The following is a 16,602-nucleotide window of genomic DNA, read 5'->3' as shown; positions in this document are numbered from 1 at the left end:
GAACGGATAAACCGATATCGAATGCTATAAAAGACAGCATTACTGTCTCATATTAAGGAAAATGACGGCTCAGCAGAAAAACGCCGCCACAGATACTCCGATTTGGGTAAGCTTACGTTACCTTTAGGTCAGTAACCCGTTAACAGCAGCGCCAGCGCCACCGATCCAATGATGATTCGCCACCATCCAAACGGCGCATAGCCATTACGCGATACGAACCCGAGCAGCCATCTGACAACCGCGATGCCACTGACAAACGCCAGCGCAAATCCTATGGCGATGTCGCCCATTGCGCTCAGGTCCAGCACGGCACGATTCTGAAAGAGGTCGTAGGCCACCGCCCCCATCATCGTCGGTATCGACAAAAAGAACGAGAATTCCGCCGCCGCCCGTTTATCCACGCCCATCAGCAGTGCGCCCACGATCGTCGCGCCAGACCGGCTGGTACCGGGGATCATCGCGAGGCACTGAAACAGACCGATACGCAACGCCACCCATATCGGCAGATCAGTCGCGTCGTCATGGTGAGGCGGCGGCGCAAAACGGTCAACGAAGACGAGAACGATTCCCCCGAGGATCAGCATCACCGCCACCAGCACAGGCGTCTCGAACAGAACATGCTTGATGAAATCATGCGCCAGAACACCGATAAAGAGCGCGGGCAGGAAGGCCACGATGACCGTCGCCAGAAATCGCCGCGCGCGCCGGCTGTGCGGCGCGTCGATCAGAACCTGCGTCAGTTGGGTGAAGTAGACAAACAGCAGCGCCAGCACCGCGCCCAGCTGAATCACGACCTCGAAACTGCGCCCCGGGCTGTTAAAGCCGAGGAAATGACCGGTCAGCAGCAGATGGCCAGTGGACGAAACTGGAATGAACTCGGTCAGGCCCTCGATCAGCCCGAGGGCGGCTGCGACCAATGTGGTGTCGGACATAGCTGTCCCGATCTTGCCTGTTTCGATTGACCGCCATTTGGCGGGTGCCTCAGCCTACCGCTCTGTGGCGGCGTTTACGGCGTCGTTAATTAGCGCTTAGCTTGCTTTCGGCATCCTTGGCCGATTCCTTGATCGCTGCATATTGGCCCGATGGGCGAAAGCGCCACAGGTAGTCAGGCAGAACGGCCATGATCGCCGTCGGCGCGATGCCCAGATCAGCAAGACCGCGCGCACCGTCCTGCACAATATTATCGGATTTAAGCGTCGTCACCTGATCGCGCGTGATCTGCGCCGGAACCAATCCCAGCGTCACAGTCTGGCCCAGCTCCATCACCGCCGCCAAGGCGCGCGCCGGGAGGAAGGGAATATTCATGATCAGGCGACGGCGACGAATGACGTCCAGCATCGTCTGCATCAACTCGCGGAAGGTGTGCACATCCGGACCGCCCAGCTCATAGATGCCGGGCGCGGCCTTGCCCTCGGCGCACAGCGCGGCGGCCTGCGCAACGTCATCTACATAGACTGGCTGAAACCGTGTGCCCGCCCCGACGACCGGCAGGATCGGACCCATCTTGGTCATCCCGGCAAAGCGGTTGAAAAACTGATCCTCGGGGCCAAAGACGACCGAGGGACGCAGGATGACGGCATTCGGGAAATGCTCCAGCACGCCCTCTTCGCCGCGGCCCTTGCTCTGGGCGTAAAGACTGTTGGCCTCGACATCCGCGCCGATGGCCGAAATGTGCACGAGGTGCGATGCGCCCTCTTCGGCAGCGATACGCGCGATGCGCGATGCGCCCTCATCCTGCACGGCGCCGAAATTGTTCTTGCCCTTGCGATCAAACGTGCCAACGCAGTTAACCACGGCGTCGGCGTCATGGGTCACAGCACGCACACTGGCGTCATTGCGGATGTTGCACATCACAGGCTCGACCTGCCCGACAACGCCGTAGGTGCGCACAAATCCGGCATATTCCGGCCTGCGGCAAGCGACGCGTATGCGCCAGCCATCCTGCGCCATGCGATACGCGACATAGCGACCGACAAAGCCCGATCCACCAAAGATAGTGACCAGTTTCGACATTTGAGTAACCTCCGGCGCGCTTAGCTGAGTTCCCGTGCGTCTTCTGTCCTACCTGCGCAGGGCGCGGCGGGCAAGGCAGCATCGCGACCTGCGCGAAAAACGCCGTTGACACGCCACTGGCCGGGGTCTAAACGCCCCCTCACGTGACCTGCCCAGGTGGCGGAATGGTAGACGCGCTAGCTTCAGGTGCTAGTACTGGCAACGGTGTGGAGGTTCGAGTCCTCTCCTGGGCACCAAAATTCCCGAAGTTTGTTGAAATCGCGGAATTTTTATAGGCATTCGGTCGCCACCTCGCGCTAAAATCCGGCCGTTCAGCTAGCAGTGGGCGAGGCGGAGGTCGCAGGAGTCTGCACCGTGCCTCTGCTGGTGCTTTAAAGTGGCCCTACGCGTTCGTAGCAGACTAGATCATGGGTCGAACCGTCAATTCCGCAGCTCACTTACAACAGGTTTGTTGTTCTTCAGATGCCGCGCGATGAGTTGCTTTTGCAATCTGCTGGACGGGATAAAGCGGGCCGGTTCTGGTGAGTAATCCAACTCTGCAATTTCCGGAAAGATCGAAAGGATTTCCTCACGCGCCTCCAAGCTGATGCCTTTCAGGGCTTCGGGACCAGTGAACAGGCTTTCGGTCGGTGCGCCCTCTGCATAGATGATTTCGTGCTGTTCAAAAAGCACGTGGACGTATTCGACGGCCGTAATGGATTCATCAACGAAAATTCCGGCCATTCCTGTCAATTTGATTGCCGAGATCAACACTTCGGACGTATCGAACATGCGCTCGGCGATCCGCGATTGTACCAGCATTCTGTGTTGGCGCGATACAAGCAGATCACGTTCAGGAAGCCCGTTCCCCAACGATCCGGCCATGATCCGGACCGGACGTAGATTGGGATTATTGACGAGATCGCGGATAAAGAGAGAACTGCGCAATACCTTCGTCAGTATCAACTGTTCACCACCATATCCGATAATGATCTCGCCGGGCTCGAGCGTCTCGACTGCCTTCTTGCCGTCCGCTGTCTCGATCAAAGTACCGGCGACAAAACACGGCGGCCCCAGCGACGAGACCGGCAATGGTCCTTGCGTGTTCACAAAGGTGCTGCTGACGAACGTCGAGGTTTCCAAAGCACTTCCGTCGGAGGGCGTGAATACGACCCGGCCGTCAGCTAGATAAAAGGTTACGCCTGTAATTGTGACGGTTGCACCGCCAGGAATCGTCACAGTTACCGTGTCGCCCGGGTAAGAGCGCGTAATGCCCACGCCGTCGACCGAGTCGCCTGCTAACTGGTCGATCAGATCGTTGTCGTCTTGGTCAATAATGTCGAACACGGACACGCTAAGTGTGCTTCCCGCAGTCGGCGGAGCAGATGGATCGATCAGCCAGAATTGGTCTGAATATGTCGTTGGCATGGCGGCCTGTCCTGATGGCCAGCGCGTTTCGCGCGGCCTTGCTCCCGTGATTTTAAATGAAACTGCGTGATTTCGCTACCTTGAAGAATCGTACGTCGATTTTTGTCACTCACCGGCCACAACTTTGGTCATCCGATCTAGTTGCCGATCTTTGGCCCTGCAGGTCCGGATTGATCGGTCCCGTCTAAGTGTTCCAGACTGAAAGTTAGTCTATCATTGGTTGGAGTTCACCCCGTTTGAGGTCCGATCTTAATGCGACCTTTCGGGTTGGTTCAGTTGGGCCGCAAATTCGCTCGGCTTCAAGTTTCCGAGCGATGAATACGGCCGAGTTTCGGCGTAATCGGCCCGCCATTCGTTGATCCGCGTCCGTGCATTCGCCATGGACAGGAGGCATTCAGGCATTCCTGGCGTAGGCGGCCGTTGAAGGCCGCGATATAGGCGTTGTCAGTTGGCTTTCCGGGGCTACCAGATCAATATGAACTGGATCGTCTGGCAAGGATGCGGAGTAAGCCGCGCAGCATTGCCTGCGCCTTTACCGTGCTCGACGCGCTGGTCGATCTTGGAGATGACGGGAGCCTTGCCCAGCGACTGACCGAGGTGGCAACTCCAACCGCAGTAACATTTTCATCCTGACGGCGTTGATCTAGGCGCTACATCACACCGGCGCGCAGCAGGTCGTGGATATGCAGAACGCCCAGCGGCTTGCGGTTTTCATCCGCGACCAGCAACACGTTGACCTTGCGCGCGTTGAGGACCGCCAACGCCTCGGAGGCGAGGCAATCGGGCGGCACGGTCAGCGGGTCAGTGTTGGCCACGTCGATCGCGCGGCGCTCCATCAGGCCGGCCATGTTGCGGCGCAAATCGCCATCGGTGATGACGCCGGCGATATGCTCGCCGCGCATCACCACGGCAAGGCCAAGGCCATGCGACGTCATCGCCAGTAGCACGTCGCTCATCGCAGTATTCTCATCCACCGCCGGAATTTCATCGCCGCCATGCATCAGATCGCTGACCCGGCGCAGCTGCGCGCCCAGCTTGCCGCCAGGATGGAACACGCCGAAATCAGCGGCCGAGATGCCGCGCCGCTCCATCAAGGCCACAGCCAGCGCATCGCCCAGCGCCAGCGCCAGCGTGGTCGACGTGGTCGGTGCCATGCCAATCGGGCACGCCTCGGGGCGGTCGGGCAGGGTCAGGCGGTAGTCGGCAGCGCGCATTAGGGTGCTGGACGCGTTCGACGAAATGCCGATCAGCGGAATTGAAAACCGCTGCGTGTGGTAGATCATATCGTGCATTTCCGCCGTCTCGCCCGAGTTCGAGATCAGCACGCAGACATCATGGCTGCCCAGCATCCCCAGATCGCCATGGCTGGCCTCGGCGACATGGACGAAGTGCGACGGCGTGCCGGTCGAGGCCAGCGTTGCCGCAATCTTGCGCCCGATATGGCCGGACTTACCGATGCCGGCCACGATCACGCGGCCCGTGCAGGCCATCATGCATTCGACCGCAGGTGCGAAATCGGCAGGCAGATGCGCGGCCATATGCGCCAGTGCGTCGGCCTCGATCGTCAGCACGCGGGTCGCACTACGCCGTATGTCGTCTGGCGAGGCGGAACCGGATGGGCCTTTGGCGGATTGGATCATCATGCGCATCCCTTGCATGTGGCATAAGCGCCTTTGCGCTAACACAAGGACCCCGTAAATGCCATGACCACGGCGCAAGATTGCCCCTGCGGCCATGTTATGATGTATGGAACCGAACAGGCATCCGAGAGGCAGCATATGAAAACGGTGATCTTTATTCCGGCGCGATACGCCTCGACCCGCTATCCCGGCAAGCCGCTGGTTGAACTACGCCAGAAGGACGGCAGCGCCAAAAGCCTCATTCACATGAGTTGGGAGGCGGCCAGCGCCATCGAGGGCGTCGATGCAGTCTATGTCGCCACCGACGATGCGCGCATCGCCGAACACGCGCGCAGCTTTGGCGCCGATGTGGTCATGACCTCCGAGGATTGCGAGAACGGCACCGCCCGCTGCGCGGATGCGTTGGCGCAGATGGATACGGCCCCCGATCTGGTGATTAACTTTCAAGGCGACGCGCCGCTGACGCCGCCGTGGTTCGTCGAGGGGCTGATGGCCGCGATGGCGACCGATCCGACTGTGGCGATGGCGACGCCCGTGCTGCGCTGTGACCAGCAAACCTACGATAATTTCATCGAGGATCGCAAAAACGACCGCGTGGGCGGCACGACGGCGGTTTTCGACCGGCATATGAACGCGCTCTACTTCTCCAAGGAGGTGATCCCTTACATCGCCCCCGGCACCCTGCCCCAGCCGATCCCGGTCTTTCACCATGTGGGTGTCTATGCCTATCGTCCGGATGCGTTGAAATCCTATGTAAAGACGCCTGCCTCTTCGCTCGAACAGCTTGAGGGATTGGAGCAGTTGCGATTCCTCAGCGCGGGCATCGGCGTGCGCTGCGTCGAAGTGGATGCGCGCGGGCGGGTATTTTGGGAGCTAAACAATCCCGGCGACGTTGCCCGCATTGAGGCAGCATTGGAGTCACAATGATCGAAACACGCATTATCACCGTCCGCGATATCGACATCGGCGCGCGTTTGCCATTCGCACTGATCACCGGCCCATGCCAATTGGAAAGCTTGGACCACACGCGCATGATGGCCGAACGGATCGCGGAGGCCTGCGCGCCGACCGGCACGCGGTTCATCTTTAAGGCCAGCTACGACAAGGCGAACCGGTCCTCTCTGGCGACGCAACGGGGCTTGGGTATGGACGAGGGGCTGACCATTCTCAGCAAGATCCGTGATGAGTTCGGATGCCCCGTCCTGACGGACGTGCATGACGCACGTCAATGCGCCCCGGCGGGCGAGGTCGTGGATGTGATCCAGATCCCCGCGTTCCTCTGTCGCCAGACCGATCTGCTACTAGCCGCTGGCGAAACCGGCTGCGCGATCAACGTTAAGAAGGGCCAATTCCTGGCCCCATGGGACATGGGCAATGTCGCAGACAAGATCGCCAGCACCGGGAACGAGCGGATCATGCTGTGCGATCGCGGCACGTCCTTTGGCTATAACACGCTGGTTAGTGACTTTCGCGGGCTGCCGACGATGGCACGCACGGGGTATCCGGTGGTGTTCGACGCCACGCATTCGGTCCAACAACCGGGCGGTCAGGGCACGACCAGCGGCGGGCAGCGCGAATTCGCGCCCGTGCTGGCGCGGGCGGCTGTAGCGGTAGGCGTCTCGGCGCTGTTTATCGAGACGCATGAAGATCCCGATAACGCGCCCAGTGATGGACCAAACATGATCCCCGTCGACCGTATGGAGGCGCTTATCGGCCAACTACGTTCGCTGGACGATCTGACGAAATCCCAGCCGGACATCGAACTGACGCACTAAGCCTGTCAGCGTGCGTGACACCAATTCAGGGGTCAGGCCAATACCACTGATCCTGCTGCTCGGCTGAACCGCGCAACGTTGCCGCGTCGCTGGTGCAGTCGCCCACCTATATGCGGCAAAGCGGTGACAGAGCCAGCTACACTACTGGTGACAAAGGTTGTCCGGGCCGCGCCCGTGTTCTAAAGCAGAGGCATTGAGCCCAATCTGACATGCCAAGGCGAGTGATTTAATGAAAATAGCGGTTGCCGGTATCGGCTATGTCGGATTGTCGAACGCGGTCCTGCTGGCGGGGGCACATGATGTGATCGCAATTGACATTTCGCCTCAGCGGGCCGAGATGGTGAATGCGGGTCAAAGCCCCGTCGTTGACCCGGATATAGAGGCGTATCTAGCGGCCGGAACGCTTAGCCTGACCGCGACCACGGACGGGGACAACGCTTACTCGGACGCGGATTTCGTCATTGTCGCGACACCCACGAACTACGATGCGCAGAGCAACTATTTCGACACCTCTTCGGTCGAGGCGGTGATCCGTGACGTGATCGCGGTGAACACCCGCGCGACGATCGTGATCAAATCGACCGTGCCGGTCGGCTTCGTGCGGGAACTCCGCAAACGGCTGAACACCGATCAGGTGATCTTTTCGCCCGAGTTCCTGCGTGAGGGGCGCGCGTTGCATGACAATCTGCACCCTAGCCGCATCATCGTCGGCGAACGGTCGGAACGCGCGCGCATCTTTGCTGATCTGCTGCTTGAGGGCGCGATCACCAAGGACGCGCCGATCCTTTTTACCGACCCCGACGAGGCCGAGGCGATCAAGCTCTTTGCCAATACCTACCTCGCGATGCGCGTCGCCTTTTTTAACGAGCTGGACAGTTATGCGATGGCGGGCGGCATGGACACGCGCCAGATCATCGACGGTATCGGCCTCGATCCGCGCATCGGCGCGCACTATAACAACCCCTCCTTCGGCTATGGTGGCTATTGCCTGCCCAAAGATACCAAGCAGCTTTTGGCGAACTATTCCGAAGTGCCCCAGAACCTGATACGCGCTATTGTGGACGCCAACCGCACCCGCAAGGATTTTCTGTCGGACCAGATCATCGCGCGCCGCCCGCGCATCGTCGGCGTCTACCGGTTGGTCATGAAGGCGGGCAGCGACAATTTTCGCCAGTCGTCGATCCAAGGCATCATGAAGCGGATCAAAGCCAAGGGGATCGAAGTTATCGTCTATGAGCCCGCGTTGCACGAGGATCACTTCTTTGGCTCGCGCGTGCTGGCCGATCTTGAGGCGTTCAAGGCCGAGAGCGATATCATCGTCGCCAACCGCGTGACGGACGACATTTCAGATTGCGCGGACAAAATATTTACCCGCGATCTGTCGGGTCAGGACTGACAATCGGGTGAATTGCGTCTCTATCCTGATGGGTGTCGTTATTAGCACAGCGCACCTCGCACAGCAATTGGCCAGCCTGCCACAGCAGCAACGTCATGCGAACTGGCGGCTGATCTGTAGATACGATGAATCTAGCAATGCTTCGCGCGGTGGTTGAGCGATTCGTGACCTGAGTGCCTCAGCCGGCGACACAGAGAGTTAGCCGCCGGAAGGGCTTCTCCGAGAACGTCGAGCCTATGTTCCGGCAGCCTGTCTAACGTGCCGATTAGTGTCGCGCCGGCTGATCAGAGCGACATTTGGCTGGAGGGAAATCTGGTCCGCGCACAGGCATTGGCACGCTGACCATCGGCCCGCCGCATGTGCTGCGGCAGATCGCCGATATGCTGGCCCAGCGTGCCGGGTGCGTATTAATCTAGCGCCGTACCATACAACCCAGCATCGCAGTTTGCAGGAACAAGCGAAGCCCCTTGGCCTAAGTGGTAAATAGCCCGGCATTATCGGACGCTAACATCTGCTGCCCAGCGCCCTGCCGTGGACCTGTTGCCAGCGATCAAATGCGGCGCTGCGCATGTCGGTGACCGGCACGGTCTCGGCCTCGGGGTGGATTTGGGAAGCCCGGAGGATGGCCTTCTCTCGCTTATGCGCGCACGATGACAGCCGGAGATTTCGATGATATGAAGATGATAACGCCTGCGTTTATCGACTAACTCAGTATCGACAGGCCCGGCATCGGCTGGTGGCGCTTCCTTGCAGTCTTGACGCCCGGTGATGGAACTTGGGCGCGCCGACATTGCGTAACGAACGCTGTAGCGGCACATTCTTCGAACTGCGGCAAAGGGAACACTGTGCCACAGTCGCGCGTTGTCTTAATGTTAATGAAGGAGCCTGCCATGTCTTCCTTTCGCGCCAGATACATTACCCGGCCCATTCACCGCTGGGCTAAGGCCGCTTTGCCCGCCCTTTCGGACACCGAAAGCGAAGCGTTGAACGCGGGCGAAGTCTGGTGGGATGCCGAGCTTTTCTCGGGCAATCCGGACTGGTCCAAGTTACGTTCCGTCGCCGCCCCGCGCCTGACCAAAGACGAACAGGCGTTTCTGGACGGACCATGCCGTGAGCTGTGCGATATGCTGGACGACTGGACGATCAATCAGGACACCGCAGACCTGCCGCCCGAAGTGTGGAAATTTCTGCGCGAGAACGGGTTTTTCGGGATGATCATCCCGAAATCGCATGGTGGTCTCGCCTTTTCCGCGTTTGCGCATAGTGAAGTGGTGCGTTTTATCTCGACCCGCTCAGTCGCGGCTGCGGTGACGGTGATGGTGCCAAATTCGTTGGGGCCGGGTGAGCTGCTGCATCAGTTCGGCACGCAGGAGCAGCAGGATTACTGGCTACCCCGCCTTGCCGATGGGCGCGAGCTACCTGCCTTTGGCCTGACCAGTGCCGAGGCTGGATCTGACGCCAGTGCAATGGTGGATGATGGCGTGATCTGCAAGGGGCAGTGGGACGGCAAGGAGGTGCTGGGCATCCGCCTGAACTGGGCCAAGCGCTACATCACGCTGTCGCCCGTCTGCACGGTGCTGGGACTGGCGTTCAAGCTGCGCGATCCTGACGGGTTGATCGGCGATACCGAAGAAATCGGTATCACCTGCGCGCTGGTTCCGACTGATCTGGATGGGGTCGAAACCGGGCGTAGGCATATCCCGGCCTCGACCATGTTCATGAACGGGCCAACTACGGGCAAGGATGTGTTCATTCCGCTCGACAATATCATCGGCGGGCCGGATTACGCCGGACGCGGCTGGATGATGCTGATGAGCGCGCTGGCCGCCGGGCGGGGCATCTCGCTACCCTCGATGGGCTGCGCCGCCATTGCGCTGAGCGCGCACACGACAGGGGCATATGCGCGTATTCGCGAGCAATTTCGCCTGCCGATCGGCAAGTTTGGTGGTGTGCAGATGCGCATGGGCAAGCTGGCGGCAGATGCTTATGCGATGGACGCCGCACGGCATCTGACCTGTGCGGGGCTGGACGAAGGGCGCGCACTGTCGGTGATTTCGGCCATCATGAAGGCGCACGCAACGTTCCGGATGCGCGAGGCACTGAACGATGCAATGGACGTGCATTCGGGCAAGGCTGTTATCGACGGGCCGTCGAACTATCTACTGCCGCTTTATCGCGCCGTTCCCATCGGGATTACGGTAGAGGGGGCGAATATCGTCACACGCAGCCTGATCATCTTTGGGCAGGGGTCAATCCGCGCGCATCCGCATATGCTGGACAATATGATGGCCTTGCAGGAGCCTGATCCAGAAAAATCGCTGGAGATGTTCGACAAGTCCGTTTGGGCCCATATCGGGCATACGACGCGCACGCTGTTTCGCGCGTGGGGCCGCGCACTGACCGGGGGCCGCTTTGCGCCCGCACCCGATGCGGGCAAAGCCACACATATCTATCGCCGCCTTGGTCGCTGGTCTGCCGCTTATGCGCTGACGGCCGATGTCTGTTTCCTGACACTGGGTGGTGCTCTAAAACGCAAAGAGATGCTGTCGTCGCGCATGGGCGATATCCTGTCCGAGATGTATATCATTTCCGCCGCACTCAAACGCTGGGACGATGAGGGGCGTCAGGAGGCCGATCTGCCGGTGCTTAACTACGCTGCCGAGGCGGGATTCCAGCGCATCCAGACAGCACTGGACGATGTGATCGTCAATCTGCCCGCGCGCTGGGCCGCCGCCATTCTGCGGGGCATCACTTGGCCCGGTCGGCGCGAGAAGGGGCCCGACGATGTGCTGGTCGAGACATGCAGCGATCTGATCTATGCCCCGTCGCCCACGCGCGAGCGCATTACTGGACGCATCGCAGGCGGGTGCAATCATCCTAGCATCATGCTGCTGAACGATTGCTACGCCAAGGTGAACGAAATGGCACCCGTGATGAAGCGGCTGCGCGACGCTCGCAAGACGCCTCAGGAAGGGTTGGAGGCGGGCATCGTCAGCGACGCTGAAATGAGGGATATCGCTGAAATGAGCGATCTGGTCGCCCGCGTCATCGCCGTCGACGATTTCACCCCGGACGAGCTGTCGCGCTACTTTAGAGGCTACACGCCCAACGCACAGAACCACTATTCACAGAAAAACCCCTCACAGGAGGCCGCACAATGACGCAATCCCAACGCGTTTTTCTGGTCGATGGTGCGCGCACGCCGTTCCTCAAGGCGCGCGGCACCCCCGGCCCGTTCACCCCCGTCGATCTGGCGGTGCAGTGCGGGCGACCCCTGCTGGCGCGACAGCCGTTTGATCGCACCGCATTCGATCTGGTCATCCTCGGCTGCGTAAACGTCATGGCGGACGAGGCGAACCCCGCCCGTGTTGCCGCCCTCAGGCTGGGGCTGGGCGAAAAGATGGTCGCATTCAACGTGCAGATCAACTGCGGCTCGGGGATGCAGAGTATCGACACGGCGTATCGCTATATCCGCTCGGGCAGCCACGACATGATCCTTGCGGGCGGGGCCGAAGCCCTCAGCCATGCGCCCCTGATCCTGCGCCAGTCGGCTGCTGAATGGATGGGGGGCCTGGCCGCTGCGCGCAGTCCGCTGGACAAAGTAAAGCTGATGACCGGGATCAAGCCTGAATTTTTCAAGCCGATCATCGGGCTGGAGCGCGGATTGACCGACCCCATCACAGATCTGGGCATGGGCCAGACCGCCGAAATCCTTGCGCACCGTTTTGGCATCGACCGGCAATCAGCGGACGCCTACGCGATGCAGAGCCACCACCGCCTAGCCGCTGCCCAAAAGGACGGCACGCTTGAAAACGAGGTCATGACAGCCTTCGACCCTGATGGCACCGTTTACGACCATGACAACGGCGTGCGTCCGGATAGCGACATGCAGGGGCTGGCCAAGCCGAAGCCGGTCTTCGAGAGGCCATACGGCAAGGTGACGGCCGGTAATTCCAGCCAGATTACCGATGGCGCAAGCTGGGTGATCGTCGCGTCCGAAAAGGCCGTCAATGCCCACGGGTTGGAGCCACTGGCCGAGATTACCGACAGCGAATGGGCGGGGCTGGATCCTGCCGTCATGGGCCTCGGGCCAGTGATGGCGTCGACACCCATTGCCCAGCGACATGGTTATGGGGTGGACGACATCGATCTCTGGGAATTGAACGAGGCGTTTGCGGCGCAGGTTCTGGCTTGCGTGGCCGCATGGAGTGACGACGATTTCTGCCGCGAGGTACTGGGATACGATGCCGCATTCGGGCGGATCGACCGCGATAGGCTGAACGTCGATGGCGGCGCGATCTCGCTGGGGCATCCCGTCGGAACCAGCGGCAACCGGATCGTGCTGCATCTGGCGAATGCGATGAAGAAACGCGGAGCCAAGCGCGGGATCGCGACCGAATGTATCGGTGGCGGACTGGGTGGCGCCATGCTGTTGGAGGCTGTGCAATGACCGGGGCTGTGATGGAATTTCTGGGCGCTGAACTGCGCGAAATGGGCGGCGCGGGTGCGCGGCAAGGCAACTGGCGCAGTGGGCGGGATGCGAATGGCGTCCTGTGGCTGGTCATGGATTGCGAGGGCAGCGGGGTCAATGTCATTTCCCGCAAGGTTTTGGAGGAGCTGGATCAACTTCTGGCTGCGGCGGAAAAGGACATGCCAAAGGCGCTTGTCATCCGCTCTGCCAAGGATGCTGGTTTTGCCGCCGGGGCGGATATTTCCGAATTCAAGGATGTGGCCGCCGACCCCGAAAAGCTGCTGAAAGAGGGGCACGCGGTGTTCGACCGCCTCGCCGCGTTATCCTGTCCCACGATTTGCGTCGTGCATGGTGCGGCGTTGGGCGGGGGATTCGAGATGGCGCTGGCTTGTGATATCCGTATCGGGGTAAAGGGCGCCTCTTTTGCCTTTCCAGAGGTGCAATTGGGCTTGCATCCGGGCCTAGGCGGAACCTTTCGCTCGATTGCGTTGATCGACCCTACTGAGGCGATGACGCTGATGCTGACTGGCAAGAGCGCGCACACGAGGAAGGCGAAATCGCTGGGGCTGCTCGATGCCGTGGTAGAGGAACGCCATGTCGCCGCCGCGGTCGAGGCCGCTGCCAATGGCAAGCTGGAAGAGCGTGAGCAAGGGCTGAAAAGCCGCGCTTTCGGTCTTGGCGCTGCGCGCAGCTACGCGGCGCGGCAGATGCGCAGCGCGACCGAAAAGAAGGCCCCCAAGGCGCATTATCCGGCGCCCTACGCGCTGATCGACCTGTGGGAAGAGCATGGGGATGACGCCAAGGCGATGCAAAAGGCCGAAATCGAGTCGTTCGGCAAGCTGCTTCAGACCGACACGTCCAAGAACCTGCAACGCGCATTTTTCCTACGTCAGCGGCTGCGCGGCAATGCCAAGGGTGAGGACGGTATTGCGCATGTCCATGTCATCGGCGCGGGCGCCATGGGCGCCGAGATCGCCGCAGTTGCCGCGATCCAGGGCAAGCAGGTTACGCTGGGGGACACGTCGCCCGAGGCGCTGGGGCGCGCGATCAAGCTGGCACGTGAGATATGTGGCTCTAAACACCTTAGTAGTGTCGATAAACGTGACGCGCTGGACCGGCTGATGCCCGACCCCAAAGGTTATGGCATTGCCGCTGCGGACCTGATCATCGAGGCTGGACCGGAAAAGGTCGACATCAAGCAAAAGATCTATGACGGGCTGAAATCCGGCATGAAAAAGGGCGCGATACTGGCTAGCAACACTTCCAGCCTTTCGGTGGATGAACTGGCCGAACACGCGCCCGACGCCGCACGCTTTGCCGGGCTGCATTTCTTTAACCCCGTGTCCAAAGTCGACCTTGTCGAGGTTATCAAGGGGGCAGATACGTCAAGCGATACCGCCACCCGCCTCGCCGCCTTTTGCGGAACGATCAAAAAGCTGCCGGTGCATGTTTCCGATTACCCCGGTTTCCTAGTCAATCGGGCGCTGGTGCCTTACATGATGGAGGCGATGGCGCTGATGGACGAGGGCGTGTCGAAAGAGGTCATCGACACCGCTGCGCTGCGCTTTGGGATGCCGATGGGGCCGGTCACGCTGGCCGATCAGGTAGGCCTCGATATTGGTTTGCATGTGGCGACAAGCCTGTCGGACGGTCTGGAAAAGCCGATGGCGCCTATTTCGCAGATTCTGCGGGACAAGGTCGCGGCAGGCGAAACAGGCAAGAAGACTGGCAAAGGGTTTTACGATTGGTTTGACGGCACGCCGCACCCAAGTAGCGACGAGGACGCGCCTGACGACCTGACCGATAGGCTGATTCTGCCAATGCTGGACGCTTGTGTCGAGGTGCTGCGCCAGGGGATCGTGGCCGAGGCCGACGATATCGACGCTGCGATGATATTCGCCACCGGGTGGGCACCATTCCGCGGCGGTCCGATGCATTACGCGCAGGCGCGCGGAATCGATGAGATCGTCAGGCGGCTGGAGCAGCTGGAACAAGCGTATGGCCCCCGCTTTGCGCCCGATCCCGGCTGGAAAACGCTTGGCTAAGCCAGAGGTTTTTCAGGACGACAGTGAAATGGCGCAGGCCATTTTCGCGCAAATGGATGGTGTTGTGCGCCTCGCCCTGCCCTTGGGGCTCGGCAAGCCCGTCAGCATCGTCAACGCGCTGGTGCGCGCGGCCGAGACCGATCCAACGCTGCATCTGTCGATCTTTACCGCGCTAACGCTTAGCCGCCCGCGTCCCAAGACGGATATGGAGCGGCGATTCCTGGAGCCGGCTATGGATCGCCTGTTTGGCGCATACCCACCGCTGCGCTATGCCGAGTTGATCCGCGACGGAGCTATGCCCGATAATATCAGCGTGTCAGAGTTCTTTTTTCAGGCTGGTGATTGGTTGGGTAACGACTACGCGCAGCGTCACTATATCGCCGCGAACTATACACATGCGCGCGATGTTCTGATAGCGCAGCGGCCCAATGTCGTCGCTCAGCTTTTCGCATCCGATGGTGAGCGGCTGAGCATGTCATGCAACACCGATATTTCCGCCGATCTGTTCACCAAACGGGCGGAGGGGGAGATGGAGTTTATCGCTGTCGCCGAGATCAGTGATGAATTGCCCTTCATGGGCGGTGCGGCGGCGCTGGAGATGTCTGAAATTGGCATGATATTAGAGCCTATCGCGCCTTATAGTCTCTTTTCTGCAGTGCGGCGCCCGGTCGCGAACGCGCAGCATGCCATCGGGCTGCATGTCGCGCGGTTGGTGCCTGATGGTGGAACGCTACAGATCGGAATCGGTGCGATTGGCGATGCCGTCGCCAATGCGCTGCTGTTGCGCGATCGTCGCGCGCTGGACGACCTCTGGAAAGCGGCGCCGTTCCCGCTGGTGGGCGCGGAAACCGGCTCTTTTGATGCCGGACTGTACGCCGTAACTGAGATGCTGGTTGGCGGGATCGTTGCCCTTTTTGAGGCGGGAATACTGCGCCGCGAGGTGGACGGCGCGACGATACACGCCGGGTTCTTTATCGAAGCGCGCGATATGTATGCCCGCCTGCGCGCCATGCCGTCTGCGCAGCGGGCCAAAATCGCGATGATGCCGGTCAGCTATACCAACGCGCTGTACGGCGACGAGGCCGTCAAGCGGGCAGCGCGCGTCAATGCCCGGTTTGTCAACGGCGCGATGCAGGCCAGCCTTCTGGGTGATCTCATGTCGGATTCGGCCAAAATGGGGCAGGTGGTCAGTGGTGTCGGCGGTCAGTTCGACTTTTTCGAGCAAGCCTTTGCGCTGGAGGCCGCGCGAGCCATTGCCACGCTGCCTGCGACGCGCACCAGTGGCGGGCGCGTGACATCAAACATCGTGTGGCAGACCCAAGTCGTCACTATTCCGCGCCACATGCGCGATATAGTGGTCACTGAATACGGCACCGCAGATCTGCGCGGGCAGACCGATGAAGAGGTGATCAAACGTATGATTGCCATCGCCGACAGCCGGTTTCAGGACAAGGTCACGCAAGAAGCGCAGAAGGCTGGCAAGCTGGACAGCGCGTGGCGCGTGCCGGACGCGCATCGCCAGAATACGCCTGAACAGGTCAAGCGTTGGCTGGCACCATGGCGGGACAACGATCTACCGGATTTTCCGCTGGGCAGCGATTTCGACCCTGTCGAGCGCAGGTTGCTGCCCGCGCTCTTGCGTTTGAAGGAGGCGGCAATGAATAAGGTGCAGATGGCGCAGTTGATCGTTGCGTCTGTCACGGCCCCGCCCGCTACCAGCGAAGGTGAGGCGATGCAGCGTATGGGTTTCAAAAGCCAGGCCGGCCTGTTCGAACCGCTGGCGGCACGGGCGCTGCGCGGAGCGCTTAGATTTCGGGACTGATATGGCCATCAGAGCTGATTCTAACCTAATCGG

Annotated in this window: 11 protein-coding genes, 1 tRNA gene and 1 pseudogene; 8 read left to right on the top strand and 5 right to left on the bottom strand. The window is 60.5% G+C overall.

Annotated elements, in window-relative coordinates:
- Nucleotides 1-128: 128 nt before the first annotated feature.
- Together U3654_RS18435 and U3654_RS18430 are read right to left on the bottom strand one after the other, a co-directional pair.
- Nucleotides 129-932, bottom strand: a complete 804-nt coding sequence (locus U3654_RS18435) for an undecaprenyl-diphosphate phosphatase (protein ID WP_324752986.1) — start codon at nucleotides 930-932, stop codon at nucleotides 129-131.
- 85 nt (nucleotides 933-1,017) lie between these two features.
- The gene (locus U3654_RS18430) at nucleotides 1,018-2,013 is read right to left on the bottom strand and encodes a complex I NDUFA9 subunit family protein (protein WP_324752985.1); all 996 of its coding nucleotides are present in this window, start codon (nucleotides 2,011-2,013) and stop codon (nucleotides 1,018-1,020) included.
- Between the two features lie 150 nt (nucleotides 2,014-2,163).
- Here U3654_RS18430 and U3654_RS18425 point away from each other — a divergent pair.
- Nucleotides 2,164-2,249: transfer RNA gene (locus U3654_RS18425), tRNA-Leu, on the top strand.
- Between the two features lie 184 nt (nucleotides 2,250-2,433).
- Here the strand turns inward: U3654_RS18425 and U3654_RS18420 are convergent.
- The 3 genes and pseudogenes from U3654_RS18420 to U3654_RS18410 all read right to left on the bottom strand — a co-directional run bounded on the left by U3654_RS18420 (nucleotide 2,434) and on the right by U3654_RS18410 (nucleotide 5,063).
- Complete coding sequence (locus U3654_RS18420; RefSeq protein ID WP_324752984.1) at nucleotides 2,434-3,420, bottom strand: Hint domain-containing protein; 987 nt, start codon at nucleotides 3,418-3,420, stop codon at nucleotides 2,434-2,436.
- Between the two features lie 249 nt (nucleotides 3,421-3,669).
- Nucleotides 3,670-3,881: pseudogene (locus U3654_RS18415) on the bottom strand (integrase core domain-containing protein); the annotation flags it as partial.
- Nucleotides 3,882-4,070: 189 nt separating this feature from the next.
- A complete protein-coding gene (locus tag U3654_RS18410; RefSeq protein WP_416384533.1) occupies nucleotides 4,071-5,063 on the bottom strand; it encodes a KpsF/GutQ family sugar-phosphate isomerase in 993 nt (330 codons plus the stop codon).
- A gap of 135 nt (nucleotides 5,064-5,198) precedes the next feature.
- Here U3654_RS18410 and U3654_RS18405 point away from each other — a divergent pair, with 135 nt between their 5' ends.
- The 7 genes from U3654_RS18405 to U3654_RS18375 all read left to right on the top strand — a co-directional run bounded on the left by U3654_RS18405 (nucleotide 5,199) and on the right by U3654_RS18375 (nucleotide 16,569).
- Nucleotides 5,199-5,987 (top strand): manno-octulosonate cytidylyltransferase, encoded by a 789-nt coding sequence (locus tag U3654_RS18405; RefSeq protein ID WP_324755327.1) that lies wholly within the window; start codon nucleotides 5,199-5,201, stop codon nucleotides 5,985-5,987.
- Nucleotides 5,984-6,835 (top strand): 3-deoxy-8-phosphooctulonate synthase, encoded by an 852-nt coding sequence (gene kdsA / locus U3654_RS18400; protein ID WP_324752983.1) that lies wholly within the window; start codon nucleotides 5,984-5,986, stop codon nucleotides 6,833-6,835. Before U3654_RS18405 ends, kdsA begins: the two co-directional genes overlap by 4 nt.
- A gap of 229 nt (nucleotides 6,836-7,064) precedes the next feature.
- Nucleotides 7,065-8,231: a nucleotide sugar dehydrogenase gene (locus U3654_RS18395; protein ID WP_324752982.1), complete on the top strand. Its 1,167-nt coding sequence runs from the start codon at nucleotides 7,065-7,067 to the stop codon at nucleotides 8,229-8,231.
- 890 nt (nucleotides 8,232-9,121) lie between these two features.
- On the top strand, nucleotides 9,122-11,392 hold the full coding sequence (locus U3654_RS18390; RefSeq protein ID WP_324752981.1) for an acyl-CoA dehydrogenase: 2,271 nt from the start codon (nucleotides 9,122-9,124) through the stop codon (nucleotides 11,390-11,392).
- On the top strand, nucleotides 11,389-12,681 hold the full coding sequence (locus tag U3654_RS18385; protein ID WP_324752980.1) for an acetyl-CoA C-acetyltransferase: 1,293 nt from the start codon (nucleotides 11,389-11,391) through the stop codon (nucleotides 12,679-12,681). Before U3654_RS18390 ends, U3654_RS18385 begins: the two co-directional genes overlap by 4 nt.
- Nucleotides 12,678-14,747 (top strand): 3-hydroxyacyl-CoA dehydrogenase NAD-binding domain-containing protein, encoded by a 2,070-nt coding sequence (locus U3654_RS18380; protein ID WP_324752979.1) that lies wholly within the window; start codon nucleotides 12,678-12,680, stop codon nucleotides 14,745-14,747. Before U3654_RS18385 ends, U3654_RS18380 begins: the two co-directional genes overlap by 4 nt.
- Complete coding sequence (locus U3654_RS18375; protein WP_324752978.1) at nucleotides 14,740-16,569, top strand: acetyl-CoA hydrolase/transferase C-terminal domain-containing protein; 1,830 nt, start codon at nucleotides 14,740-14,742, stop codon at nucleotides 16,567-16,569. The genes U3654_RS18380 and U3654_RS18375 overlap by 8 nt, the downstream gene beginning before the upstream one ends.
- Nucleotides 16,570-16,602 lie beyond the last annotated feature (33 nt).

Origin of the sequence: Roseovarius sp. Pro17 (assembly GCF_035599575.1) — a bacterium.
Taxonomy (GTDB): Bacteria; Pseudomonadota; Alphaproteobacteria; order Rhodobacterales; family Rhodobacteraceae; genus Roseovarius.
This window is presented reverse-complemented; position numbering and strand designations above follow the sequence as displayed.

What these genes read in the sequence shown, in the direction of transcription:
- U3654_RS18380 (WP_324752979.1), top strand. Translation starts at nt 12,678, where the DNA reads ATGACCGGGGCTGTGATGGAATTTCTGGGCGCTGAACTGCGCGAAATG.
- kdsA (WP_324752983.1), top strand. Translation starts at nt 5,984, where the DNA reads ATGATCGAAACACGCATTATCACCGTCCGCGATATCGACATCGGCGCG.
- U3654_RS18430 (WP_324752985.1), bottom strand. Translation starts at nt 2,013, where the DNA reads ATGTCGAAACTGGTCACTATCTTTGGTGGATCGGGCTTTGTCGGTCGC.
- U3654_RS18385 (WP_324752980.1), top strand. Translation starts at nt 11,389, where the DNA reads ATGACGCAATCCCAACGCGTTTTTCTGGTCGATGGTGCGCGCACGCCG.
- U3654_RS18410 (WP_416384533.1), bottom strand. Translation starts at nt 5,063, where the DNA reads ATGATGATCCAATCCGCCAAAGGCCCATCCGGTTCCGCCTCGCCAGAC.
- U3654_RS18405 (WP_324755327.1), top strand. Translation starts at nt 5,199, where the DNA reads ATGAAAACGGTGATCTTTATTCCGGCGCGATACGCCTCGACCCGCTAT.
- U3654_RS18395 (WP_324752982.1), top strand. Translation starts at nt 7,065, where the DNA reads ATGAAAATAGCGGTTGCCGGTATCGGCTATGTCGGATTGTCGAACGCG.
- U3654_RS18390 (WP_324752981.1), top strand. Translation starts at nt 9,122, where the DNA reads ATGTCTTCCTTTCGCGCCAGATACATTACCCGGCCCATTCACCGCTGG.
- U3654_RS18420 (WP_324752984.1), bottom strand. Translation starts at nt 3,420, where the DNA reads ATGCCAACGACATATTCAGACCAATTCTGGCTGATCGATCCATCTGCT.
- U3654_RS18435 (WP_324752986.1), bottom strand. Translation starts at nt 932, where the DNA reads ATGTCCGACACCACATTGGTCGCAGCCGCCCTCGGGCTGATCGAGGGC.